Raw genomic sequence first — 25198 nt, forward strand, 5'->3', positions numbered from 1 at the left:
GGGCGCGCTTCATTCGGGCACGGCTCAGAGGCGCGGGCCGGTGTAGTTGGCGGTCCACTCGCGTTGGCCTTCCAGGGCCGATTTCAACCGGGCGATCTGTTCGCGGACACGCTCTGGAGCCGTGCCGCCCCAGCCACTGCGAGCGGCGATCGCGGCTTCGAGGGTCAGGCTGTCACGCACGTCCGGGGTCAGGCGTGCATCGATGTCCGCCAGGGTGGCGGGACTGGCTTCCCACAGCTCGATGTCCTGCTCCTCGCAGGCACGCACCAGTGCGCCGGTAATCTCGTGGGCCTCCTTGAAGGGCACGCCGCGTACCGCCAGCCAGTCGGCGACTTCGGTCGCCAGGGTGAAACCGAGCGGAGCCTGACGGCGTAGTTCGTCGGTACGAACACGCATGGTACGAACCATGCCAGCCATGGCAGGCAGTACCAGCCCCAGGGTTTCGAGGGTATCCAGGACCTCGTTCTTGTCTTCGCTGAGATCGCGGTTGTAGGACAGCGGCAGGGATTTCAGCGTGGAGAGCAGCCCGGTCAGGTTGCCGATCAGCCGTCCGGCCTTGCCCCGCGACAGTTCGGCGATGTCGGGATTCTTCTTCTGCGGCATGATCGAGCTGCCGGTGGCATAGGCGTCGTCCAGGTCGATCCAGCGGAACTGGCGCGAGGACCACAGGCAGAACTCTTCCGACAGGCGCGAGATGTTGATGCCCAGCATGCTGGCCACGAACAGGAACTCGGCGACGTGGTCACGGCTGGCCACCGCATCGATGGAGTTTTCGCAGGGCGCGGAGTAACCCATCTCGTGGGCGGACTGCTGCGGCTGGCGGGCGATCGCCGAGCCGGCCATGGCTGCTGCGCCCAAGGGCGACAATGCGCTGCGTGCGTCCCAGTCGACCAGGCGCTGCACATCGCGCAGCATGGCTTGCCCATGGGCCAGCAACTGGTGGGCGAAGGTGATGGGCTGAGCCTGCTGCAGGTGGGTGAAGCCGGGGCAGATGGTCTCGACATGCTGTTCGGCCTGTTCCACCAGCGCGTCCTGCAGGTCCAGCACCTGCTGGGCCAGCTTGCGGGCATGATCACGCAGGAACAGGCGCAGGTCGTTGGAGGCCTGGTCATTTCGCGAGCGGCCGGCACGGAGCTTGCCACCCAGGGCGCCCAGGCGTTCGGTCAGCACGCGCTCGATGAAGGTATGCACGTCTTCGTCGTCCGCCGTGGGGGTGATGCGGCCGGCGCGGAAGTCGTCGTCGATCCCGTTGATCGCTTCCAGCATGCGCTGGGTTTCAGCCTCGTCAAGCAGGCCGGCTCGTTGCAGTTCGCGGGCATGCGCCCGGGAACCGGCGAGGTCGTAGGGAGCCAGTTGAAAGTAGCGGTCGGGGCAGCGCGAAAGCGCTGCCAGGGCTGCGGACGGGCCGCTCTTGAAACGGGCACCCCAAAGGCGATCGGTGGGTTGAGTCATTGTTGTTCTTCCTCGCTCTTTTAGATTTAAAACGAATGCTTCCAAATACTTGGAAGTGCTATTCAGCGCACGCGTGAGTACCTGAAAGTCACTGTCGATGAAAGGTATTTGGGCAGGATGGAGATAAGTAGGAGTTCCTGTCCGTATGGGCAGGATAAAAAATTAGAGTATTCAGCCAGTTGCGGCTGAAGACAGGGATTTGAAGTGAGTTGCAATGCGCCGTTGTATGTGTTCATGATGATTGGGCCGGCTGATTTCTTGTTGTGGGATCTAGCCTGTTGCATGCCGACCACGAGGTAAATAATCATCATGGAAACCTCACTTTCCATACCCGGAAACCTGCCCGGGAAGACAAGAAATCGAGCCCCCATGGCGCTGAGCGGACAGGACTTCAAACTGCTCAAAGTGTTCAAGGCAGTCGTGGAGGCAGGCGGCTTCAGCGCGGCGCAGAACGAGTTGAATGTCGGCCTCGCGGCCATCAGCAAACAGATTTCGGACCTTGAGATCCGCATCGGTATGCGCCTGTGCAGCCGCGGGCGAGAAGGCTTCAGCCTGACTGACGAGGGGCAGGTGGTGTATCAGGCTTCCATCGAGTTGTTCAACTCGGTGGACAACTTTCGCGACCGGATAAGTTGCGCCCAGAACGAACTCATTGGTGATCTCAGTATTGGCGTGATCGACAATACGATATTCGATCCGAACTCTTTGTTGATTTCGGCGCTAAGGTTGATCGCCGATGAAGCGCCCAAGGTCAGGATGCGCTTGAGTGTGTCTCAGTTGGATGAAGTCGAGCGCGGCGTTGTCGAAGGGCGGTTTGTTGCGGGAATAGTTCCGGTTTATCAGCGGAGGGAGGAATTCGATTATTTTGAAATGTACCAGGAGCAATCGATTCTGTACTGCGGGGTTGGTCATGAGTTGTTTGATAGGGCAGATGAAGAGATTGATCCTGAAGTATTGAAAGAATATAACTTCGTCAATCACCGTTATGCGATCCACTCGGCCAAGCGAGAGTTCTTCGACCACGACAACCTATCCACTTTGGCGACTCAGGTTGAAGCCGTTGCGATCCTGATCCTGACCGGTAGGTTCATTGGTTTTCTTCCCTGCCAGTTTGCCGATCGACTCGTCAAGGACGGGCGTTTGCGGGCCATTCGCCCCGATGTGGTCAACATTCAGACGGCCTTCTGCCTGATCTTGCGCCATAACACTCCGCGCAGTCCGTTGATCAAGGCTTTTGCCGACGCCATGAAAATTGATCTCAAACGTGAAGCGTAGCGGTCGGGCTCATCGAGACTTGAAGGCATTCGGCCAGTAAGTGTGAAGTAACGGTCCCACTTCAGCGTCCACGGAGCGGCCCCAGTGTTTCTACGGGGGGAAGTTGCCGCAACCCATGAAAGAACCTAGGCGCCAGGCCCCCACGAAGCTGAGCGATATCGCTGTTGTGGAGTCTCAGGAGGGCGATGGGATTTGAATACCTGGTACTTCGCCGGCATCTTCGAAGTTCCGCTTCTGGCGGAATGCGCTCATCGCAGTGATCTGGCCGAATCGATCACCGTGAAAATCTCGCCCGGACAGAGACCACCCGCACTGCAGCCGCAGAGCGGGCGGCGAGCTGCAGTCAGTCCATCACCATCGTCGCATCCACTGCGATGAGGGCACCCTTGGCCAGAGAGGCCACGCCAACCGACGCGCGAGCCGGGTAGGGGGCGTCGAAATAGCGCCCCATCGCCTCATTGACCGCCGCGAAGTTGGTGAGGTCGGTCAAGTAGATAGTGAGCTTGGCGACGTCGGCAAAGGAGCCGCCTGCAGCGGCGGCAACGGCCTCGAGGTTGTCGAATACCTGGACGACCTGAGCCTCGATACCTTCCGCGAGCTCCATGGTCGTGGGGTTTAGCGGGATCTGACCGGTCAGGAAGACGAGGTTTCCCATCTGCACTGCCTGGGAGTAGGTACCGATGGCGGCCGGGGCCTGATCACTGTGAATGGCGATTCTGCGCATGCTGCGTTCCTGAGTGGGGAATGTGGATCCTGGGGCACGCGCCGAATCAGACGGAGCGGGTGATGCCGCCGTCTACGCGGATGTTCTGGCCAGTGATGTAACCGGCGCCCTCGGAGGCCAGGAAGGCAACGACGCTCGCGACCTCTTCGGACGTGCCGTAGCGCTCCATCGGGACGCTCTGGCGACGTTCTTCGGTGGCCGGCAGGCTGTCGATCCAGCCGGGCAGCACGTTGTTCATGCGGATGTTGTCCCTGGCGAAGGTGTCCGCAAATATCTTGGTGTAGGCGGCCAGGCCGGAGCGGAAGGTCGCGGAAGTCGGGAACATTTCGCTCGGCTCGAATGCCCAGGCGGTGGAGATGTTGATGATCGAGCCGGACTTCTGTTTCTGCATGATCGGCGTAACCAGCCGGGCGACACGGACGACCGGGAGGAAGTAGACCTCCATGCCCTTGTGCCAGTCTTCATCGGTGATATCGAGGATGGGCGCGCGTGGGCCGTGGCCGGCGCTGTTGACCACTACGTCGATGCGACCCCACTGGGCCACCACCTGGTCGATCAGGCGAGCGATGTCCTCATTGGACTGGTTGGAGCCAGTCACGCCGATTCCGCCCAGTTCCTCGGCAAGCGCTTCGCCTTTGCCGGAAGAAGATAGAATTGCTACACGATAGCCGTCTGCGGCCAGTTTTCGCGCGGCGGCTGCGCCCATCCCGCTACCACCTGCAGTGACAATGGCGACCTTTTGGTTTGACATGGTGCTTTCCTCGGTTGGTTAATGACTCCACGGCTATGAAGCCAGATGTTCGCGGCTTGCACTAACCACGAATAATCAGATCAGACAGTAGGAAAACTACAGGGTGAAAGGTTCTGAAGCACGGCGCATTGCGCAGGCCGTACACAACCAGCTCGTTGCGTTCGAGGCGACTGCCAGGCTCGGAAGCTTCAGGGCTGCAGCCGAGGAATTGTTCGTTACGCAGGGGGCCGTGGCCCAGCAGGTTCGTGCCATGGAAAGCAGGCTCGGCATGAAACTGTTCACCCGGCTGCCACGTGGTCTGGCCCCGACTCCGGCGGCGGAGGAGTACGTGAACCGGGTACGCCTGGCATTGGGGATCATCGAGGAGGCAACCCGGGATCTGCTGAGCCGGGAGAGCGGCCGGGACCCGAATCAACTGACGCTCAGTACGACGGCGGCATTTGCCAGCCGCTGGCTGGTCCCTCGCCTGGCGCGGCTGGCGGAGGCCCATCCGCAGATATCGATCATGATCGACGCTTCCGACATCGCCCGGCCGTTGCGCGGGCGGGGAGGCGTGGATATGGCGATTCGCTGGGGTGCCCCGCCATTCTCCGAGGGCCATGCGAGTTTCCTGCTTCCCGGACGTGCGATTCCGGTGTGCTCCCCGGCGTTGAACGGATATGGCAGCTGGAGCCGGCCCGAGGACCTCGTGAAGGTTCCGCTGATTTCCGATAGCCACAACAACTGGAAGCGCTGGTTCGAAGCCTACGGATCGCCTGGAACCCGGTTCTCAGGGCCGGTCTTCTCGCAGACCAGCCTCGCGCTGGAGGCCGCCGAACAAGGCATGGGCATCGCCCTGATTGCCGAACCCCTGGTGGAAAAGTCGCTGAAGACCGGAGCCTTGGTCCAAGCCTTGGGAAACCAGTATCAGCTGGACACGGACGCCGGATTCTACGTGCTGACTGCAGACCCGTTCACCTCGGAGTCGGTCATCGGCAAGGTCGTCGAATGGCTGCTTGCGGAGGCCAACGCGCGATAGAGGCACCGTTCTCGGGGGTGAATCCGAAGCCCTCCGTAGGGTGCGCCATGCGCACCGATTACGGAATTGGCCCCTGCGCGACGCCCAACCGCTGGTGCGCGCGGCGCACCCTACCTGACTGGAGGGGTGTGTCAGTGCCGCTTTTGCGCTTCGCTTCTGATCTGGCTGAGGGACTGCCGGGGCGTGATGGCTTCCGGGTCGATGCGGATTTCGATCAGGGACGGCACGCCTGCTGCGCTGCAGCGTTCGAACGCAGCGGGGAAGTCCTCGGTGCGTTCCACCGTCTCCCCATGCAGGCCATGGGCGCGAGCCAGGGCGGCGAAGTCGGGATTGTGCAGGTCGGTGCCGCTGACCCGTCCCGGATAGTTGCGTTCCTGGTGCATGCGGATGGTGCCGTACATGCCGTTGTTGACCACGATGAAGATGACGTTGGCGCCGTAGTGCGCCGCGGTGGCGATCTCCTGGCCGTTCATGAGGAAGCAGCCGTCGCCGGCGAAGGCCACGACGGTGCGCTCCGGAAAGGTGCGCTTGGCCGCCACCGCCGCCGGCACGCCGTAGCCCATGGAGCCGTTGGTGGGGCCCAGCTGCGTGCGGAACTGCCGGTACTGGTAGAACCGCTGCACCCACACGGCGTAGTTGCCCGCGCCGTTGGTGAGAATCGCATTGGCGGGTAGGTGGTCGCGTAGCCAGGCGATGACCTCGGCCATCTGCACCGCCCCGGGAGTGGGTTGGGCGACGAGATTGTCCCGATAGTTGCGGTTCAGCGCGGCTCGCCAATCCGGGCAGCGGTTACCCTCCATCTCGGGCAGGTCCGCCGCCAGGGCGGCGAAGGTCGTCATGCCGCTGTTGATTCCCAGGGTGGGCTGGTAAACCCGGCCCAGTTCCTCGATTCCGGGGTGGACATGCACCAGCGTCTGCCGGGGTACCGGGATTTCCACGGTCGTGTAGCCATTGGTGGAAACTTCCCCCAGCCTGGCGCCGACCACCAGCAGCAGGTCGGCATCCTTCACTGCCTGGACCAGCTTGGGGCCGGCGGCGAAGCCCAGGTCGCCGGCGTAGTTGGGGTGGGTGTTGTCGAACAGGTCCTGGCAACGGAAGGAAGCGGCCACGGGCAGGTCATGGCGTTCGGCGAAGCGGCGGATATCTGCTACGGCGCGACCATTCCAACCGCCGCCGCCGAGAATCATCAGCGGGCGCTCGGCGCGGTGCAGCAGATGGCGCAGCGCCTGCATGTCGGCGGTATTGGCGTGGGGCTCGATGACGCGGGCCGGGCCGGCATCGGCGACGCTCACCACGTCGGTCAGCATGTCTTCGGGAAGGGCCACCACCACCGGACCGGGGCGACCGTTCATGGCGCGGTGGAACGCCTGGCTCACCAACTCCGGGATCCGGCGGGCGTCGTCTATCTGCACCACCCACTTGGCCAGCGGCGCGAACATGGCGCGGAAGTCGATTTCCTGGAAGGCCTCGCGGTCCCTCTGGTCGCGGGCGACCTGGCCGATGAAGAGGATCATCGGCGTCGAGTCCTGGAAGCCCGTGTGCACTCCCACCGAGGCATTGGTGGCGCCGGGGCCGCGTGTGACGAAACAGATGCCGGGCTTGCCGGTCAGCTTGCCATAGGCTTCGGCCATGTAGGCCGCGCCGCCTTCCTGCCGGCAGACGACCAGGTCGATCTGCTCCTGCGCGTCATAGAGCGCGTCGAGGACGGCCAGGTAGCTTTCACCGGGAACGCAGAAGGCCCGTTCGACGCCGTTGATGCGTAGGGCGTCGACCAGGATCTGGCCTCCGCTGCGACTCTTGAGTGGCTGGTTCATCGGTCATTCCTCGTGCTGGGCTGGGACGAGTGGCGGGGCCCGCTGCGACTTGATTTCGCAGGATGTCTTATAGACGCTTATCGGCCTCTGCTAGAGGAGCGGCGGCAGATGGAGCGTGGCGGAGCAGTCGAGGATGGAGCGTCGCTGGGTTGCGGCATAGAGCTCCAACTCGTTGAGCACCGTGGCCCCCAGGGCGGTATGGAAATCCGCCTGGTTGGAGGTGATCTCATAGTTCACCTGGGCGTTGTCGCCGAGGTTGGACTGGAAGATCCCGGCGGCGCTTACCGGCAGGAAATCCTCGTACACCAGGGGCTCGTAGTGCACATGGCCGGCCTGGATAAGGTCGTCCAGGGTGCGCGGCCGCACCTCGTTGCTGCGCGCCGCCAGGCCTTTCTCGGTGACGAAGTAGCGGAAGTAGGCCAGGCCCTGGGTGCGCATCTGGTCATGGCTGTCCGGGAACGCCTGGAAGTGCGTCTCCAGCAGTTCGTTGTAGCGCCCGGCATTCTGTTCGCTGGGGAATTCCTTCAACTCGGCCCGGGCATCGTTCAGCAGCTTGTCGTACAGCTCCCGGCCTTTAGGGGTCAGGGCTGCGCCACGTTGCTCAATCTCGCCGAAGCGAGCGGTATGGCTGCCATCGGCGCTGCCCTGGCCAACGAAGGCGACTTTCTCCTGCAGGGCCTTGAAGCTGGTCTGGCGCAGCAGGATCGGGCACTTGCGGCGCGGCGGACCTTCCACCACCGCCTTGGGGGTGATGCCGTGCCTGGGCATGCCATCCTGGATCTGGTCGATATCCAGCGTGCGCGGGGTCAGGTGGTTGATATGGGGACCCTTGAAGGCCACCACATCGGCGATGAGGCGGTGCTGCCCATGCAACTGGTCGTATTCGGCGGCGGTGACGGTCGCTTCGGTGTGCCAGCGGAAGGTCTCCAGGGCCTCCTTCACGAACTCGGCGGCATCGGCTTCGTTCAGGCCGCCCTCGGCTTCGAACCTGGCGATCAGTTCTTTCACCCGCGCGGTGAAGATAGTGCGCTTGGCCAGGATGTAGCTGGCGAGCTTGCGCAGCTCCGGGTTGTCGATCAGCTCCAGGCGCAGCAACGAGGTGAACACCCGGAAGGGGCTGACCTGCAGGGCGCTTTCATGCACGGCACGGAAGGCGGTGGAGTGCACCGGCACCCCGGCCGGGCTGAGATCGTAGTAGCCCACCGGCTGCATGCCCATGACCGCGAACAGGCGGCGAATGGTGGACAGCTCTTCCGCCGTGCCGACGCGGATCGCGCCATGGCGCTCCATGGCCAGGCGGCCGAGTTCGCCGGTCCAGCGCAGGTGCTCCGCGACTTCGGGGGATTCGTCCATCACCTTGCGGTTGGTCTGTGCCACCAGGTCCAGCAGATCGCCGTAGAGCGGGACTTCGGCCTTGTACATGTCGGACATGGCGCGAGAGAACTGCGCGCGAATTTCGGACGGGTCGATGAACCCCTGGTTGTTCATGATGAAGAAGTCTCCTGGACGCGTGATGTGGGCCTGCAAGCCGGGCCGATCGGCCGCGGAGGCATGCCCCGGATTCTGCTGAGCTTGCGCATCCCGTACAAACGACATCTTCTCAGTACTTCATTCTCCTGCGGAATGAAGTGCTCCCCTCGGTTGCAGGGCCTGGCAAGCACCGCTGACCCGCCTCGGGAATGATTCCGGCAGCTATGGATTCCCCATCGTAGGGTGCGCCGTGCGCACCGATTGCGGGATCAACCCTTGCGCCTCGCTCGACCCCTGGTGCGCACGGCGCACCCTACCAGGCAACCTTGTCGCTCTGGCCGAGTTCGAATGAAAAAAGGCCCCTGGCTCAAAGCATGACCAGGGGCCCCGGGCAACAGCGGCGCGGTTGTGCGATCAGCGTGCGGACAGCACCCTCAGGAGGGCCTGTATGGGGTGGGCGAGTTCCACGCCGCTCAGGCGGTCGGCCTGGCTGCGGCAGGAGTAGCCGTTCGCGAGCAGGCGCTGGTGGCCGGCCTTGTCCTCGACGACCTTGCGCCAGGACAGGTCGTAGATCTTCTCGGAGGTCTCCCGATTGGCCGTCTCGTGGCCGTAGGTGCCGGACATGCCGCAGCAGCCCACGGACACTGCCTTGAGATTGAGGCCCAGTCGTTTGAATACCTCCGGCCAGAGTGCGGTGGCCGCGGGAGCGTTGGTCTTCTCGGTGCAATGGCCGAGCAGGTAGTAATCGTCTCCCGCAGCCGTCACCGGGGATTCCGCCAGGACCTGTGCCAGCCACTCCTGGGGCAGCAGCACCTCCGGCGCTTCCTGGCCCAGCAGCTTGCGGTACTCCTGGCGGTAGACCAGCGTCATGGCCGGGTCCAGTCCGACCAGCTTCACGCCATGGCCGCCCAGTTCATTGAGCATGGCCGCATTCTTCCGTGCCGCCTTCTCGAAGGCGCCGAGGAAGCCCAGCACCTGCAGCGGCTTGCCGTTGGGCCGGTAGGGAGCGAGCAGCACCCTGAAGCCCAGGCGTGAAAGGACCTCGATCAGGTCGGCCAGTACCTGGGTTTCGAAGTAGCGGGTGAAGGCGTCCTGCACGAGGATGACGCTGCGCTCGCGTTGCTCCGCCGATAGCATTCGCAGCCTTTCCGGGCTGGCACCCTCGACATTCCAGTGCTCTAGCACGGGTTCCAGATCGATCCGGCTGAGGAGGGGGCTGTCGACCATCCCGGCGTGGTGCTTCAGGAACGCCCTGGTCACGCCCAGTCGCATCAGGCCGTTGTAGATCGACGGGACCTTCGCGAAATAGGGAATGCTGAACTCCAGCGAGCCGATCAGATAGTCCTTGAGCGGGCGCAGGTAGCGGCTGTGGTAGAGCTCCAGGAAACGCGAGCGGAATTCGGGGGCATTGACCTTCACCGGGCACTGGCCGGCGCAGGACTTGCACGCCAGGCAGCCGGACATGGCGTCGAACACTTCGTGGGAGAAGTCCTCGTCGCCACGGCGCTTGCCCAGTGTGTTCCGGACTTTGGCCAGCAGCCCATTGAAGGGGGAGCGGACGCGGGCATCGTTGGCTGCCTGCAGAACGTCGACCCCGGACTGGCCTTGCAGGCGCAGCCACTCGCGGATCAGCGACGCCCGCCCCTTGGGGGACTGGGTGCGTTCACGGGTCGCCTTCCAGGATGGGCACATCGCATCATTGGGGTCGTAGTTGTAGCAGGCACCGTTGCCATTGCAGTGCACGGCCGACTCGTAGCTGCGCCAGATGCGTTCGTCGATCTGGCGATCGAGGTCGCCGCGCAGCGTGACTTCGTCGATCTTCAGCAGCTCGTCCCGGGCGCCCAGCGGGGTGGCGATCTTGCCCGGGTTCAGCTGGTTGAAGGGGTCGAAGGCGGACTTGATCGCCTGCAGTGCCGGGTAGAGTTCACCGAAGAATTTCGGCGCATATTCCGAGCGCACCCCCTTGCCGTGCTCGCCCCAGAGCAGGCCGCCGTACTTGTGGGTCAGCCGCGCCACACCGTCGCTGATGGGGCGCACCAGGGCCGCCTGGGCGGGGTCCTTCATGTCCAGGGCGGGGCGCACGTGCAGCACGCCGGCGTCGACATGGCCGAACATGCCGTACTGCAGATTGAAGCCGTCCAGCAGGGCGCGGAACTCGGCAATGAAATCCGCCAGCGCTTCCGGCGGCACCGCCGTATCTTCCACGAAGGGCTGGGGCCGGACCTCGCCCTGCACATTGCCCAGCAAGCCCACCGCGCGTTTGCGCATGGCATAGACCTTGGATACCGCGGCAGAACCACGGGCGAGGGTATGGCCGATTCGCCTGACGCTGGTGTCACCCTTGAGGTGCTCGACGAAGGAGGCCACCTTCGCTTCCAGCGCCGCTGCATCGTCCCCGCTGAACTCCACCAGGTTGATGCCCAGGGTGGGCGTTGCCGGATCGGCCGGGAAGTACTCGGCGACGTCGTGCCAGACGATGTCCTTCATGGCGAGATTCAGCACTTTCGAATCCACCGTCTCGATGGAGAGCGGTGCCATTGCCATCAGTGCCCGGGCGTCCCGCAAGGCTTCCATGAAGCTGGCATAGGAGACGTTCACCAGCACCGAGTGCTTCGGGATGGGCAGGACGTTCAGCTTCGCCTCGACGAGGAAGCCGAGGGAGCCTTCGGAGCCGCAGAGAATGTTGTTGAGGTTGAAGCGGCCATCGGCGTCGCGGATGTGCGCGAGGTCGTAGCCGGTCAGGCAGCGGTTCAGCCTGGGGAAGCTGGCCGCGATCAGGTCGGCATGCTCGCGCTGGACATCCAGCACGGTCCGGTGGACTTCACCCAGGCGCCCCTCGCTTGCGCTCAGACCGCCCAGCTCCTGGTCCGACACGGGGCCGGTATGCAAGCGTTGGCCGCCGAGCAGGATGCTGTCCAGGGCCAGGACGTGGTCGCGGGTCTTGCCGTAGGTGCAACTGCCCTGGCCGCTGGCGTCGGTATTGATCATGCCGCCGAGGGTGGCGCGGTTGGAGGTGGACAGCTCGGGGGCGAAGAACAGGCCGTGGGGTTTCAGGGCCGCGTTGAGCTGGTCCTTCACCACGCCCGCCTGCACCCGAACCCAGCGTTCCTTGGCGTTGATTTCGAGGATGCGGTTCATGTTCCGTGACAGGTCGACCACCAGCCCGTGGGTCAGTGACTGGCCGTTGGTGCCGGTTCCACCTCCGCGCGGGGTGAGGACGATCTCCCGGTACTCGGGTTCCGCGGCGAGGGCGGCGATGCGCTGGACATCCTCGGCGTGCTGGGGAAACAGCGCCGCTTGTGGCAGGCGCTGGTAGATCGAGTTGTCGGTCGCCAGCACGGTGCGGTTGCCGTAGTCAGGGGAAATCTCCCCCTGGAAACCGCGCGCCTTGAGCGACTCCAGGAAGGAACGGTAGAGCCTTGTGAGCTCTACCGGTGCAGCGATACGGGCAATCATGGCTTCAGCGGATACCTGCCAGGCATTCTTCGAAGATGTCCAGGCCCCGCTCGAACAGCTCGGGCTCGATGGTCAGGGGCGCGAGCAGACGCACCACGTGACGGCTCTTGCCGCTGGGCATCAGCAGCAGGCCCTTGCGGCGCGCCGTCTCGATGAGATCGGCCAACTGCTGGGTGCCGGGTTTGCCTTCCGGAGTCAGCAGCTCGATGCCGCGCATGGCGCCGGTGCCGGTCAGGCGCCCCAGGCAGGGCGAGATGGCGCGCTGGCGCCAGCTCTCGTAGCGGCGCTGGATGGCCTGGTCCTGGGCTTCGCCCCAGGAGGAGAGGTTGGCGTCGGTCATCTGCTTCAGGCTGGCCAGGGCCGCGGCGCAGGCCAAGGGATTGCCGGAGTAGGTGCCGCCCAGGCCGCCCTTGGGCAGGGCGTTCATCAGCGCCTCGCGGCCCACCACCGCACCCAGGGGCAGGCCCCCGGCGATGCTCTTGCCGAGCAGCAGCAGATCCGGCTCGATGCCCAGGCGGGAGAAGGCGAAGCGCTGGCCGGTGCGGCCGAAGCCGGACTGGATTTCGTCGACGATCAGGTAGATGCCGTTGGCGTCGCAGAACGCGCGCAGGCGCTGGGCAAAGGCCGGGTCCATGGCCAGGAAGCCGCCTTCGCCCTGCACGGGTTCGAAGATGAAGCAGGCCACCTCGCCGATATCGATCTCCACGCTGAACAGGCGCTCGATGGCCTTGAAGGCCTCGTCCGCGGTCACCCCGGTATCCGGGCTGGGGTAGGGGACGTGGAAGACCGGGCCGGGCAGGGTGCCCACGCGTTGCTTGTAGGGGGCGACCTTGCCGTTGAGGTTGAGGGTCGCCAGGGTGCGGCCGTGGAAGCCGCCGTCGAAGGCGATGACCACGCTGCGGCCGGTAGCGGCACGAACGATCTTCAGGGCGTTCTCCGCCGCTTCGGCGCCGCTGTTGGTCAGCATGCCGGCCAGCGGGTAGCTGACCGGGATGAAGTCCGCCAGGGCCTGCATCAGCTCGCGGTAGCCCTGGTGGGGCACGGCGTTGAATGCCGAGTGGGTGAGGCGTTGGGCCTGTTCGGTGATGGCCGCGACCACGGCGGGGTTGCAGTGCCCCAGGTTCAGTACGCCGATGCCGCCGACGAAGTCGATGTACTCGTTGCCCTCGGTATCCCACACCCGGGCGTTCTGCCCATGGCTAAGGGTGATGGGATGAACGACCGACAACGAGGCGCTGATGGTGGACGGGTTCATGGACGCACCTCCGCCTGTTTCTTCAGCGGGGCGGGGCAGCGGGCACGCAGGGGCATTTCGGCATTCCTCTTCGAATGGGATTTCCCTTTATCAGAGCGAGGAACCCGGGCCTGTCACAAGCGAAAAGAAATTATCGGGTCATTCCTTGAATTCGGGATGTGGGGGCATCTGGAGCGATCGACTTGGCTGGGCGGTAGGGTGGGCTTCAGCCCACCATTGCAGTGCCGCGTGGGCTAAAGCCCACCCTACAGCGAACCGGACCCGAATTCGTGGGCATCGGGTTTGCCCACCTTTTCCAGAATCCAGTCGACGAAGGCGCGCACCTTGGGGATGTCGATGGACTGCTCGGCATAGGCGATGAAGTGGGCGCCCTGGCTCACCTTGTGGTGCTCCCAGGGGATCACCAGCTTGGCCTCGGCGAGTTCGTCCTCGACCAGGAAGCGCGGTACCAGGGCCACGCCGCAGCCGGACTGGGCCGCCCGGATGCACATGTAGAAGGTGTCGAAGCGCGGGCCGTGGTAGCTGTGCTCGGTGTTGATGCCTTGCTCCTCGAACCACTCGTGCCAGGACTCCGGGCGCGAGGTGCATTGCAGCAGCACCAGGTCGGCCAGTTCACCCGCGTTGGCGAAGGGGCGGTCGGGAAGCATCTCGGGGAGGCAGACCGGCACCACGTCCTCACCGAACAGCTCGATGCAGGTGGCCCCCGGCCAGGAGCCCTGGCCGTAGAAGAAGGCCACGTCGGCCTTGGCCTGCACCAGGTCGAAGGGCTCCAGTTCGTTGCGGATATCCAGGTGGATATTGGGGTTGCGCTTGGTGAAGCCCTTGAGGTTCGGGATCAGCCAGCGGGCACCGAAGGTGGGCTGGGTGGCGACGCGCAGCACCTCGGTTTCGCCGCCATAGGAGAGGATGTAGCGGCTCGAGATATCCACCTGGGTCAGGATCTTGTTGACCTCCGCCAGATACAGCTCGCCCGCTGGCGTGAGTTGCAGGCGCCGGCGTACGCGGTGGAACAGCAGATGCTGGAGCATCTCCTCCAGTTGCGCGACCTGCTTGCTCACGGCGCTCTGGGTCAGGTGCAGTTCCTCCGCCGCGCGGGTGAAGCTCATGTGCCGGGCGGCGGACTCGAAGCACTGAAGGGCGGCCATGGTGGGAAGCAATCGTTTGGACATGTCGATCTCGGCGGCGGAATACGGGTTTTGTCATTCCCTGGGGGAATGATGTGGTGCTTAAAGGTCGTTTGTTGAGCCTGGGCCCGAGGATTAATACTGACCCCCGTCAATGAATTCAACCACTCACCAGATGCAGGAGAAGAACATGGTTGGCGAGCTGCTCAAGAGCCTTGGTGTCAACGCCAGTGCGTACCAGGGGGGCAACCATGCCGTATACACCCCCATCGACGGGAGCCAGATCGGCCAGGTGACCCTGGAAAGCCCGGAGGCCGTGCGCGGCAAGATCGATGTCGCCCACAAGGCCTACCTGGCCTGGCGCGACGTGCCGGCCCCGCGTCGTGGTGAGCTGGTCCGCCTGTTCGGCGAGGTGCTGCGCAAAAACAAGGCCGCGCTGGGCGAGCTGGTCTCCATCGAGGCCGGCAAGATCACCCAGGAAGGCCTGGGCGAAGTGCAGGAAATGATCGACATCTGCGACTTCGCCGTCGGCCTGTCGCGCCAGCTCTATGGCCTGACCATCGCCTCCGAGCGCCCCGGCCATCACATGCGTGAATCCTGGCACCCGCTGGGTGTGGTCGGCGTCATCAGCGCCTTCAACTTCCCCGTGGCCGTGTGGGCCTGGAACACCAGCCTGGCCCTGGTCTGCGGCAACTCGGTGATCTGGAAACCCTCCGAGAAGACCCCGCTGACCGCACTGGCCTGCCAGGCGCTGTTCGAAGAGGCCCTGAAGCAGTTCGGTGCCGCGCCGGAAGGCCTGAGCCAACTGCTGATCGGCGACCGCAAGGCCGGCGAAGTGCTGGTGGACGATCCCCGCGTGCCGCTGATCAGCGCCACCGGCAGCACCCGCATGGGCCGCGAAGTCGGTCCGCGCGTCGCCGCCCGTTTCGGTCGCAGCATCCTGGAACTGGGCGGCAACAACGCCATGATCCTCACCCCCAGCGCCGACCTGGACCTGGCGGTGCGCGGCATCCTGTTCGCCGCTGTCGGCACTGCGGGGCAGCGCTGCACCACCCTGCGTCGCCTGATCGTGCACCGCTCCATCAAGGACGAGGTGGTGGCGCGGGTGAAAGCCGCCTACGGCAAGGTGCGCATCGGTGATCCGCGCAAGGACAACCTGGTCGGCCCGCTGATGGACAAGCAGGCATTCACCGCCATGCAGGACGCCCTGACCCGCGCCCGTGACGAGGGCGGCCAAGTGTTCGGCGGCGAGCGCAAGCTGCAGGACCAGTACCCGAACGCCTACTACGTCGCGCCGGCCATCGTCGAGATGCCTGGGCAGACCGACGTGGTGCGCCACGAGACCTTCGCGCCGATCCTCTACGTCATCGCCTACGACGACTTCGAGGAAGCGCTGCGCCTGAACAACGAAGTGCCCCAGGGCCTGTCGTCCTGCATCTTCACCACTGACGTCCGCGAGGCGGAGCGTTTCCAGAGCGCTTCGGGCAGCGATTGCGGCATCGCCAACGTGAACATCGGCACCAGCGGTGCAGAGATTGGCGGCGCGTTCGGCGGCGAGAAGGAAACCGGCGGCGGCCGCGAGTCCGGATCGGACTCCTGGAAGGCCTACATGCGCCGCCAGACCAATACCGTCAACTACTCCCGCGAGCTGCCCCTGGCGCAAGGCATCGTCTTCGACTGACCACGTGCTTCCCCATGCCGGACGACCGTGCCCGGCATGGGGCTTTTTGTTCGCCAGGTTCCCTGGCACGCACTTCCAGCCAGGGCGTCGGCCCGTGCGGATGATCGAAGAGGAAGTTTTCATGAGTGGATTTCGCCAAGAGTGTCTCTGGGAGAAGCTGACGCCCCAGCCTGTGACGGCGTCGGCGCTGTTCGGCGAAGCGCGCTTCGATGTGTGCGTCATCGGCGGCGGCATCACCGGCCTGACCGCCGCGCTCAAGCTGCAGGAGCAGGGCCGCTCGGTGTGCATCCTCGAAGCCCACGAAGTGGGGCATGGCGGTTCCGGGCGCAACGTCGGCCTGGTCAACGCCGGTACCTGGATCAAGCCCGACGATGTCGAGTCCACGCTCGGGCAGAAGCAGGGCGCGCGCCTGAACCGCGTGCTCGGCCAGGCTCCGGCGCAGGTCTTCGCCGCCATCCGCCGCTATGGCATCGACTGCCAGGCGGTGAACCAGGGCACCTTGCACATGGCGCACAACGAGGCGGGGCTGGCCGACCTGCGCGACCGCGAATCCCAGTGGCGCCGCCGTGGCGCCGATGTGGAGCTGCTGACCGGCGCCGCCTGCGCCGAGCACTGTGGCACCGACAAGATCGCCGGGGCGCTGCTGGACCGCCGCGCCGGCACCATCAATCCCATGGGTTACACCAAGGGCCTCGCCCAGGCCTTCCTCCGTGCCGGCGGCGCGCTCTACCAGCGCTCGCCGGTGGTGGACCTGCAGCGCCAGGCCAATGACTGGCTGGTGCGCACCGAAGCCGGCGCCGTGGTAGCGGGGCAGGTGGTGATCTCCACCGGCGCCTACACCGAAGGCGAGTGGACCGAAGTGCGCCGCAACTACTTTCGCGGCTACTACTATCAAGTGGCCTCGCGGCCCCTGGCCGGCGCTGCCGCCGACCGGGTCCTGCCCCATGGACAGGGTTCCTGGGACACCCGCACCGTGCTCAGCAGCATCCGCCGCGACGCCGAGGGGCGCCTGCTGCTGGGCAGCCTGGGCAAGGCCAGCAACAAGCCGGACTGGTTCGTCCGCAGCTGGGCCGACCGCATCCAGAAGCACTACTTCCCCGAACTGGGCCAGGTGGAGTGGGAGCTGCACTGGACCGGCTGCATCGACTTTACCCCCGATCACCTGATGCGCCTGTTCGCTCCGGCGCCCGGCGTGGTCGCGGTGACCGGCTACAACGGCCGTGGCAACACCACCGGCACCGCGATCGGCCAGGCCCTGGCGGACTACCTGCTGAAGGACGACCCGGATGCGCTGCCGATTCCCTTCGCCCCGATGAAGAGCCTGCGCACCGCCTCGCTGCGCAGCTGCTTCTACGAGGCGGGTTTCTCCCTGTACCACGCCGGCCAGTGCCTCAGAGTGATCCTCTGAGTCGGCTGCTGGACCGGCCGTAGGGTGGGCTTCAGCCCAACACCGAACAGATGCACCAGAAGAACAGGATGGGCAGCCCCGGCTGCCCGCCCAAGGGGAGGGCGTTGCCCGAAAAACCCTCCCGTCGTCCCCGGACGACTTATCGCTGCCTTGGACGCGCACGCCAGATGCGCTGATCGACAACCACTGGACAACAACAAAGAGGTCAACCCATGAGCAAAGCCAACTTCATGCAGCCCGCCCGCCTCACCGCACTGTGCGTCGCGATGGGACTCGCAGTCGCCGCCCAGGCCGATATCAAGGTCGGCGTCGCCGGTCCCCACACCGGCGCCAACGCCGCCTATGGCGACCAGCTCTGGCGCGGCGCGCTGCAGGCCGCCGAGGACATCAACGCCAAGGGCGGCATCAACGGCGAGAAGATCGTCCTGGTCAAGGCCGACGACGCCTGCGAACCCAAGCAGGCCCTGGCCGTGGCCAACCGCCTGGTGGACTCCGACCAGGTTTCCGCCGTTATCGGCCACTTCTGCTCCTCGTCCACCATCCCGGCCTCCGAGATCTACGACGATGCCGGCCTGCTGGTCATCACCCCCGGCTCCACCAACCCGCAGGTCACCGAGCGCGGCCTTTCCGGCATGTTCCGCATCTGCGGTCGCGACGACCAGCAGGGTGTCATCGCCGGGAACTACATCGTCGACGAGCTGAAGGCCACCAAGGTCGCCATCATCCACGACAAGGACACCTACGGTCAGGGCCTGGCCGACGCTACCCGCGCACAGCTGGCCAAGCGCGGCGTGAAGGAAGTCCTGTACGAAGGCCTGACCCGTGGCGAGAAGGATTTCAACGCCCTGGTCACCAAGATCCGCGCCTCCGGCGCCGAAGTCGTCTATTTTGGCGGCCTGCACCCGGAAGCCGGCCCGCTGGTGCGCCAGATGCGCGAGCAGGGCCTGACCGCCAAGTTCCTCTCCGACGATGGCATCGTCACCGACGAACTGGTCACCACCGCCGGCGGCCCGCAGTACACCGACGGCGTGCTCATGACCTTCGTTGCCGACCCGCGCGGCCAGGCCGAAGGCCAGGCGGTGGTGCAGCGCTTCCGCGCCAACGGCTATGAGCCGGAAGGCTTCACCATGTTCTCCTACGCCGCGATGCAGGCCATTGCCGCGGCCTTCCAGGCCACCGGCGGCAGCGATGGCGCCAAGGCCAGCGAATGGCTGAAGGGCAACGCGGTGAGCACCGTGATGGGCACCAAGGAATGGGACGAGAAGGGCGACCTGACGGTGTCGCCGTACGTGATGTACCGCTGGGACGCGCAAGGCAAGTACAGCCAGCTCTGACAGAAGGGTGAGCACCAGGCAGCGTCGACGGGGCGGCTCGCCAGCCGCTCCGCCGTTGCATTGCCCGTGATGCCTTCACCCGATCTGCCGGGCAGCCCTTGACCCGGCCCGCGCCGAGACCTCGGCGCGGGCTCCCTCATCCCCCCTTCGGGAGAGCCCTTGTGGACGTGCTTTTTCAACAACTGGTCAATGGCCTGACCCTGGGGTCGGTCTATGGCTTGATCGCCATCGGCTACACCATGGTTTACGGCATCATCGGCATGATCAACTTCGCCCACGGCGAGGTGTACATGATCTCCGCCTACCTCGCCGCGATCACCATGGCCATCCTGGCCTTCTGCGGCCTGGAATCCTTCCCGCTGCTGATCCTCGGCACCCTGCTGTTCACCATCCTGGTGACCGGCGTGTACGGTTTCGTGATCGAGCGCATCGCCTACAAACCGCTGCGCAACTCCACCCGCCTGGCGCCGCTGATCTCCGCCATCGGCATGTCGCTGATCCTGCAGAACTACGTGCAGCTCAGCCAGGGCGCCCGCCAGCAGGGCATCCCGACGCTGCTCGATGGCGCGCTGAAGTTCCAGGTGGGCGATGGTTTCGTGCAGCTCACCTACACCAAGGTGTTCATCCTGGTGGCGGCCTTCCTCGGCATGGCGGCGCTGACCTTCATCATCCAGCGCACCAGGCTCGGCCGCATGTGCCGCGCCACCCAGCAGGACCGCAAGATGGCCTCGATCCTCGGCATCAACACCGACCGGGTCATCTCCTACGTGTTCGTCATCGGTGCCGCCATGGCTGCACTGGCCGGCGTGCTGATCACCATGAACTACGGCACCTTCGACTTCTACGCCGGTTTCATCATCGGCGTGAAGGCCTTCACCGCCGCGGTGCTCGGTGGCATCGGCTCGCTGCCCGGCGCCATGCTCGGCGGCATCATCCTCGGCGTCGCCGAGGCGCAGTTCTCCGGCGTGGTGAACACCGATTACAAGGACGTCTTCAGCTTCTCCCTGCTGGTGCTGATCCTGATCTTCCGTCCCCAAGGCCTGCTGGGCCGTCCGCACGTCGCGAAGGTGTGACATGGCGACTCAACCGACTTCTCTCGATATCAAGAAAAGCCTTCTGGACGCCCTCATCGCGGGTCTGCTGGCACTGATCGTGTTCGGCCCCATCGTTGGCGTCGTGCTCGATGGTTATGGCTTCAACCTCCAGCTCGATCGCGTGGGCTGGATCATCGCCAGCGTGATGGCGGGGCGCCTGGCTGTCAGCCTCTTCCTGCAGACCACCAGGGGCAAGGCCTTTCACAGCCGTTTCGAGCTGACGGGCAGCGGCGTCCATGTCCTGCCCCCCGGCCACAAGTCGAACGCGCGCTGGATCATGGCCCTGATCATCGTCGCGGCCGTGGCGCTGCCCTTCGTGGCCAGCAAGTACCTGCTCACCGTGGTGATCCTCGGCCTGATCTACGTGCTGCTGGGGCTGGGCCTGAACATAGTGGTCGGCCTCGCCGGCCTGCTTGACCTCGGCTACGTGGCCTTCTACGCCATCGGCGCCTATGGACTGGCGCTGGGTTACGACCACCTGGGGCTCGGCTTCTGGTCCGCCTTGCCCCTGGCCGCCATTGCCGCGGCGTTGGCGGGCGCCATCCTGGGTTTCCCGGTGTTGCGCATGCATGGCGACTACCTGGCCATCGTCACCCTGGGTTTTGGCGAGATCATCCGCCTGGTGCTGAACAACTGGCTGGCGTTCACCGGCGGCCCGAACGGCCTGGCCGTGCCGTCGCCGACCTTCATGGGGCTGGAATTCGGGCGCCGGGCCAAGGAGGGCGGGGTGCCCATCCATGAGTTCTTCGGCTTCGCCTACAACCCCAACCTGAAGTTCGCGTTCATCTACGTGGTGCTCTTCCTCACCGTGCTGCTGGTGCTCTACATCAAGCGCCGCCTGACCCGCATGCCCATCGGCCGCGCCTGGGAAGCGCTGCGCGAGGATGAGATCGCCTGCCGCGCCATGGGCCTGAACCACGTGCTGGTGAAGCTCTCGGCGTTCATGATCGGCGCTTCCACCGCTGGCCTGGCCGGGGTGTTCTTCGCCAGCTACCAGGGTTTCGTCAACCCCACCTCGTTCACCTTCTTCGAGTCGGCGCTGATCCTCGCCATCGTCGTGCTCGGCGGCATGGGTTCGACCGTTGGCGTGGTGATCGCCGCCTTCGTCCTCACCGTCGCGCCGGAGCTGCTGCGCAACTTCGCCGACTACCGCGTGCTGCTGTTCGGCGTGCTGATGGTGCTGATGATGATCTGGAAACCGAGGGGCCTGATTCGTGTCAGTCGAGTGGGTGTGGCCGCACCGAAGGGGTTTGCGCAATGAGTGACGATATTCTGCGTGTCGAGCACCTGATGATGCATTTCGGCGGCATCAAGGCGCTCAAGGATGTGAACCTGGCGGTGAAGCGTGGCTCCATCACCGCATTGATCGGCCCCAACGGTGCCGGCAAGACCACGGTGTTCAACTGCCTGACCGGCTTCTATACCGCCACCGGTGGGCGCATCGAGCTGAAGGCGCGGAACCGGTCGACCAATGTCATCCAGGTGCTGGGCGAGCCGTTCCAGCCGACCGACTTCGTCAACCCGCTGAGCTTCGCGCGGCGCCTCTACTACAAGATGTTCGGCGGCACCCACCAGGTGAATCGCGCGGGCCTGGCCCGCACTTTCCAGAACATCCGCCTGTTCAAGGAAATGACGGTGGTGGAGAACCTGCTGGTGGCCCAGCACATGCAGGCGAACCGCAACCTGCTCGCCGGCATCTTCAACATGCCGGGCTATCGGCGTACCGAGGAGCGGCTGCTGGAACGGGCCTTCTACTGGCTGGGCGTAGTCGACCTGCTGGATTGCGCCAATCGCTTGGCCGGTGAACTCTCCTACGGCCAGCAGCGCCGCCTGGAAATCGCCCGCGCCATGTGCACCGGCCCGGAGCTGATCTGCCTCGACGAGCCGGCAGCCGGCCTCAATCCGGCGGAAACCGTGGCTCTGACGTCGATCATTCGCACGCTGCGCGACAAGCACGGGGTGACGGTGCTGCTGATCGAGCACGACATGGGCATGGTGATGAGCATTTCCGACCACGTCATCGTGCTGGAGCACGGCGATGTGATCGCCCAGGGCCAGCCGGAGCACATCCAGAACAACGAACGGGTAATCGCGGCCTATCTCGGCGCGGAAGAGGAGGAGGCGGCATGAGTGCGCCCATTCTGGAACTGCGGGATGTGGACGTGTTCTACGGCCCGATTCAGGCGCTGAAGAAGGTGTCTCTGGAGATTCACGCCGGCGAGACGGTGTCGCTGATCGGTGCCAACGGCGCCGGCAAGTCGACGCTGCTGATGTCGATCTTCGGCCAGCCGCGGGTCTGCTCGGGTCAGATCGTCTACCGGGGCGAGGACATCAGCCGGCGCTCGCCACACTACATCGCCTCCAATGGCATCGCCCAGTCCCCCGAGGGACGCCGCGTCTTCCCGGACATGACGGTGGAGGAGAACCTGCTGATGGGGACCATTCCCGTCGGCATGGAGCACGCCGAGAAGGACATGGAGCGCATGTTCCAGCTGTTCCCGCGCCTGAAGGAGCGGCGCAACCAGCGCGCCATGACCATGTCCGGTGGCGAGCAGCAGATGCTCGCCATCGCCCGCGCCCTGATGAGCCGGCCGAAGATCCTGCTGCTGGATGAGCCGAGCCTTGGCCTGGCGCCCATCGTGGTCAAGCAGATCTTCCAGACCCTGCGCGATCTCGCCGCCGAGGGCATGACCATCTTCCTGGTGGAGCAGAACGCCAATCACGCGTTGAAGCTCAGCGACCGCTCCTACGTGATGGTCACCGGCGAGATTCGCATGACCGGTACCGGCCAGGAGTTGCTCGAGGATCCCCAGGTGCGCGCTGCATACCTGGGTGGGCACTGACGCGACCGTCTCCTGGGCGCCCGTCTCGAAACGGGCGCCCTTGAGCGGGTCGAGGTTTGCAGGCTGGAGTGATCCGGGCAGGAGCCGGCTCGCCACGGGGCGAGCCGGCGCAAATCAACTTTGAGGTCCGCATCAGGAACTCGTCCCGCGCGCCGCAATCTGAGGGGGAACGCAATCACCCAAGGAGTCACCATGCGTTTTCGCAACACGGCTGCAACCCTCGTCCTGATCGCCGCTCCCTTCGCTTCGGCCATGGCCGATCACAAGCACGACAGTGAACACGAAGACCTGCTGCGCAGCCTGCTCTCCACCGGTGCCACCACCGCCTCCACCTACCTGACCAGCGGCGGCGACGACAAGCTCGTCGGCCCCGTGCAGGACGATGCCAGCAGCTTCATCGCCAGCGATGGCGCCATCCGCGGCCCCTACCTGGAGGCCGAGCTGCAGCGGCTGCGCAGCGAGAACCCCGCCCTGCAGGCCCACAGCGACCTGGAACTGGCCAGCGCGATCCTCGCCGCCGACAAGCAGTGACTCCGCCCGAGTTCCCGTAGCGCTGGCCACGGGAACTCCCCTGGACCAGGGCCATTCGTTCACCGGCCATGCGGGCAGGCGCGCGACATCTTGCATGGCACAACCACCGACGAACGGCACAAGGAGAAATCGCTGGCCTGGCGGCGGGGCGGGCTATAGTCTGCGCCACCCGCAAAGCTTCCCGGCATCCCCCCCTATGGACGACGATCTCGACCTCCACGAACCCGAGCACGATCACCTGCTCGACAACGATGACGATCTGGATGACGAATTCTTCGACGACGAAGACGCCGATCCGCTCGATGCGTCGGAAGGGGCGTGCGACTACTGCGGCGAGCCGACCGAGCGGACGGACCGGCGCGGTCAGTTCGTCTGTGGGGATTGCGCTGACTTCGACTGAAGTCAGGCGAAGTCCTCGCCCTGGTCCAGAACGGCCAGCGCCCATTCTTCCTGGCCCGGTTCCAGCAGTTCCGCCACGCGCCAGGTCCTGACGCGGCCGACGTCGACGTGGATGAAGCCTTTCGACGGGTAGAAGCCCACGCCGCCTGCACCGATGCCACGGACCAGCTTGCCCAGCCGTTCGACGCTGACGCCCGGGATGCGGATGTCGGCCGCCATGCCGCGCATGTGCAGGGAGTTGCGCGCGGCGCCTTCCAGGGTCGCGTTGTGCTGGGGCGTGCGGTAGCCGCTGTTGATGAGGATGCGCGTCGGAAGTTTGTTGATGCGTAGCCAGGCCTGGATCAGGAACAGCAGGTCCAGCAACCTGACGTTGATCTTCACTGTGCTCTTGTACTGGACGTCCCGCAGTATGTGGCAACCCTTGCGGTAGCCGGTCAGGTCCCAGCCCTTGCCCTTGCGGAAATAGCAGAAGGTGGCGATTTCGCCGGCCGCAGGACGTTCCAGGCGCAGGTGGCGGTCACGGTTGAGCAGGCGGGCATGGAGGTTGCGGGGGCGCAACTGCACGTCGATCCGGCTGGCCATGGCATCGCCCGAGGCCATGAGCACCGCGTACGCGGCGAAGGCCTTGAGCACTTGGCGCCTTGAAATGCCAGGGGTGGAAGCAGCCATGATCGACCGCGCTCCAAGGGCCGGGTCCACGACTATACACCTGGCGCTGCGTGCTCCGGAGCCTCAATTGAAAGCCCCGCATTTGCGGGGCTTTCGTGGCTCAACGGTGGCCTCTCCTGTGTCCGTCTCGGTCCCCGTAATAGTGGTCGCGGTGGCCATCCCAGCCTCCACGGTAGTGGTCGTGATCGTAGTGGTGGATGATGCAGCCGCCACTGCTGGCGAGGAGGGTAGCCAGCAAGGCGATCTTGATGACCTGGGCAAGCATGGGCGGTACCTCTCGAGGCAAGGGACGAGGTCCCCATGCCCTTGAGACAGCCGCCGGCCGGAAAGGATCAGCTTTCCGGCTTTTCCAGGCGCCGGGCGATCTGTTCGAGCAGGACCAGGTCGTCTTCCACCAGGCGGCCCTCGCTGGCGGCCAGCATCAGGCGGTCCAGCACCTGGCGCGATCGCGGGCTGAGTTGCTGCTCGCGGGAGTAAGCGCCCGCCTCGGATTCGGCGATCTGCAGCACAGGATTCAACAGGTCGTTGAGTGTCACCTCTAGCACCTTGGCGATTCGCCTCAGGTCATCGAACGAGGGCTCCCGGGAGTCCCGCTCGTAGTTGCCGATGCGGGACTGGGATTCCCACCCGCACTCGTTCGCCAGGGCCTGCTGCGAGAGTCCTTTCTGCTTTCTGTAGTGCGCAATGCGCGATCCAAGCGTGTTCATGCCGCGAATCTTAATTACGGAATGAATCGTCCTTGGTTCACTTATCGTGATTGCATGGTTATCGATATGTGATTATGGTAGGTGCCAGCCCGGTATTTGCCAAGGCTAATCATGGAAGATGAGGAAACCGGCTTGGCCAGGACAGGTCCGCCACCACCAGGGGTATTGAAGCTTGAGGCAAGGTTGTGTCGCT

At 64.8% G+C, this 25198-nt stretch carries 21 protein-coding genes; 11 read left to right on the plus strand and 10 right to left on the minus strand.

Translation table 11 applies throughout. The features are described from left to right. Positions 1-24: 24 nt before the first annotated feature. Positions 25-1452, minus strand: a complete 1428-nt coding sequence (argH, locus tag ACFW0H_RS20450; protein WP_422915693.1) for an argininosuccinate lyase — start codon at positions 1450-1452, stop codon at positions 25-27. Between the two features lie 309 nt (positions 1453-1761). Between argH and ACFW0H_RS20455 the strand changes: the two genes are divergently transcribed. Further along, positions 1762-2727, plus strand: a complete 966-nt coding sequence (locus ACFW0H_RS20455; protein ID WP_422915694.1) for a LysR family transcriptional regulator — start codon at positions 1762-1764, stop codon at positions 2725-2727. Between the two features lie 343 nt (positions 2728-3070). Here the strand turns inward: ACFW0H_RS20455 and ACFW0H_RS20460 are convergent, their stop codons facing one another. Together ACFW0H_RS20460 and ACFW0H_RS20465 are read right to left on the minus strand one after the other, a co-directional pair. Further along, a complete protein-coding gene (locus ACFW0H_RS20460) occupies positions 3071-3451 on the minus strand; it encodes a Rid family detoxifying hydrolase (protein WP_422915695.1) in 381 nt (126 codons plus the stop codon). A gap of 46 nt (positions 3452-3497) precedes the next feature. Further along, a complete protein-coding gene (locus ACFW0H_RS20465; protein ID WP_422915696.1) occupies positions 3498-4202 on the minus strand; it encodes an SDR family oxidoreductase in 705 nt (234 codons plus the stop codon). A gap of 103 nt (positions 4203-4305) precedes the next feature. Between ACFW0H_RS20465 and ACFW0H_RS20470 the strand changes: the two genes are divergently transcribed. Continuing rightward, complete coding sequence (locus ACFW0H_RS20470; RefSeq protein WP_422915697.1) at positions 4306-5220, plus strand: LysR substrate-binding domain-containing protein; 915 nt, start codon at positions 4306-4308, stop codon at positions 5218-5220. Between the two features lie 131 nt (positions 5221-5351). Here the strand turns inward: ACFW0H_RS20470 and ACFW0H_RS20475 are convergent, their stop codons facing one another. The 5 genes from ACFW0H_RS20475 to ACFW0H_RS20495 form a co-directional block, all read right to left on the minus strand. Further along, positions 5352-7034 carry a thiamine pyrophosphate-binding protein gene (locus tag ACFW0H_RS20475; RefSeq protein ID WP_422915698.1) on the minus strand — a complete coding sequence of 561 codons (1683 nt, stop codon included), beginning with the start codon at positions 7032-7034 and terminating at the stop codon, positions 5352-5354. Between the two features lie 90 nt (positions 7035-7124). After that, on the minus strand, positions 7125-8522 hold the full coding sequence (hglS, locus tag ACFW0H_RS20480) for a 2-oxoadipate dioxygenase/decarboxylase HglS (RefSeq protein WP_422915699.1): 1398 nt from the start codon (positions 8520-8522) through the stop codon (positions 7125-7127). 396 nt (positions 8523-8918) lie between these two features. Next, positions 8919-11960 (minus strand): D-2-hydroxyglutarate dehydrogenase YdiJ, encoded by a 3042-nt coding sequence (gene ydiJ / locus ACFW0H_RS20485; RefSeq protein ID WP_422915700.1) that lies wholly within the window; start codon positions 11958-11960, stop codon positions 8919-8921. 4 nt (positions 11961-11964) lie between these two features. Then, positions 11965-13215 carry a 2-aminoadipate transaminase gene (locus tag ACFW0H_RS20490; RefSeq protein WP_422915701.1) on the minus strand — a complete coding sequence of 417 codons (1251 nt, stop codon included), beginning with the start codon at positions 13213-13215 and terminating at the stop codon, positions 11965-11967. Between the two features lie 245 nt (positions 13216-13460). Further along, the gene (locus tag ACFW0H_RS20495; protein WP_422915702.1) at positions 13461-14384 is read right to left on the minus strand and encodes a LysR substrate-binding domain-containing protein; all 924 of its coding nucleotides are present in this window, start codon (positions 14382-14384) and stop codon (positions 13461-13463) included. Between the two features lie 145 nt (positions 14385-14529). On the opposite strand from ACFW0H_RS20495, the gene amaB reads away from it, so the two are divergent. The 9 genes from amaB (at position 14530) to ACFW0H_RS20540 (ending at position 23630) form a co-directional block, all read left to right on the plus strand. Beyond that, a complete protein-coding gene (gene amaB / locus ACFW0H_RS20500; RefSeq protein ID WP_422915761.1) occupies positions 14530-16020 on the plus strand; it encodes an L-piperidine-6-carboxylate dehydrogenase in 1491 nt (496 codons plus the stop codon). A 121-nt stretch (positions 16021-16141) separates the two neighbouring features. Beyond that, positions 16142-17428 carry an L-pipecolate oxidase gene (gene amaA, locus ACFW0H_RS20505; RefSeq protein WP_422915703.1) on the plus strand — a complete coding sequence of 429 codons (1287 nt, stop codon included), beginning with the start codon at positions 16142-16144 and terminating at the stop codon, positions 17426-17428. A gap of 212 nt (positions 17429-17640) precedes the next feature. After that, positions 17641-18762 (plus strand): ABC transporter substrate-binding protein, encoded by a 1122-nt coding sequence (locus ACFW0H_RS20510; protein ID WP_422915704.1) that lies wholly within the window; start codon positions 17641-17643, stop codon positions 18760-18762. A gap of 161 nt (positions 18763-18923) precedes the next feature. Beyond that, positions 18924-19835: an ABC transporter permease subunit gene (locus tag ACFW0H_RS20515; RefSeq protein ID WP_422915705.1), complete on the plus strand. Its 912-nt coding sequence runs from the start codon at positions 18924-18926 to the stop codon at positions 19833-19835. Between the two features lies 1 nt (position 19836). Further along, positions 19837-21117: a high-affinity branched-chain amino acid ABC transporter permease LivM gene (gene livM / locus ACFW0H_RS20520; RefSeq protein ID WP_422915706.1), complete on the plus strand. Its 1281-nt coding sequence runs from the start codon at positions 19837-19839 to the stop codon at positions 21115-21117. Beyond that, a complete protein-coding gene (locus tag ACFW0H_RS20525; protein WP_422915707.1) occupies positions 21114-21986 on the plus strand; it encodes an ABC transporter ATP-binding protein in 873 nt (290 codons plus the stop codon). The genes livM and ACFW0H_RS20525 overlap by 4 nt, the downstream gene beginning before the upstream one ends. Then, the gene (locus ACFW0H_RS20530) at positions 21983-22699 is read left to right on the plus strand and encodes an ABC transporter ATP-binding protein (protein ID WP_422915708.1); all 717 of its coding nucleotides are present in this window, start codon (positions 21983-21985) and stop codon (positions 22697-22699) included. The genes ACFW0H_RS20525 and ACFW0H_RS20530 overlap by 4 nt, the downstream gene beginning before the upstream one ends. 192 nt (positions 22700-22891) lie before the next feature. Continuing rightward, positions 22892-23230 (plus strand): DUF2388 domain-containing protein, encoded by a 339-nt coding sequence (locus ACFW0H_RS20535; protein ID WP_422915709.1) that lies wholly within the window; start codon positions 22892-22894, stop codon positions 23228-23230. A 196-nt stretch (positions 23231-23426) separates the two neighbouring features. After that, entirely contained in the window at positions 23427-23630 is a 204-nt protein-coding gene (locus ACFW0H_RS20540; protein WP_422915710.1) for a hypothetical protein, read from the plus strand. Positions 23631-23632: 2 nt separating this feature from the next. Here ACFW0H_RS20540 and ACFW0H_RS20545 read toward each other — a convergent pair whose 3' ends face one another. Both ACFW0H_RS20545 and ACFW0H_RS20550 read right to left on the minus strand, forming a co-directional pair. Beyond that, complete coding sequence (locus tag ACFW0H_RS20545) at positions 23633-24298, minus strand: YcbK family protein (RefSeq protein ID WP_422915711.1); 666 nt, start codon at positions 24296-24298, stop codon at positions 23633-23635. Between the two features lie 332 nt (positions 24299-24630). Then, entirely contained in the window at positions 24631-25005 is a 375-nt protein-coding gene (locus ACFW0H_RS20550; RefSeq protein ID WP_422915712.1) for a helix-turn-helix domain-containing protein, read from the minus strand. Positions 25006-25198 lie beyond the last annotated feature (193 nt).

Source organism: Metapseudomonas cellulosilytica (assembly GCF_049334135.1).
In the GTDB taxonomy this organism is placed as follows: domain Bacteria; phylum Pseudomonadota; class Gammaproteobacteria; order Pseudomonadales; family Pseudomonadaceae; genus Metapseudomonas.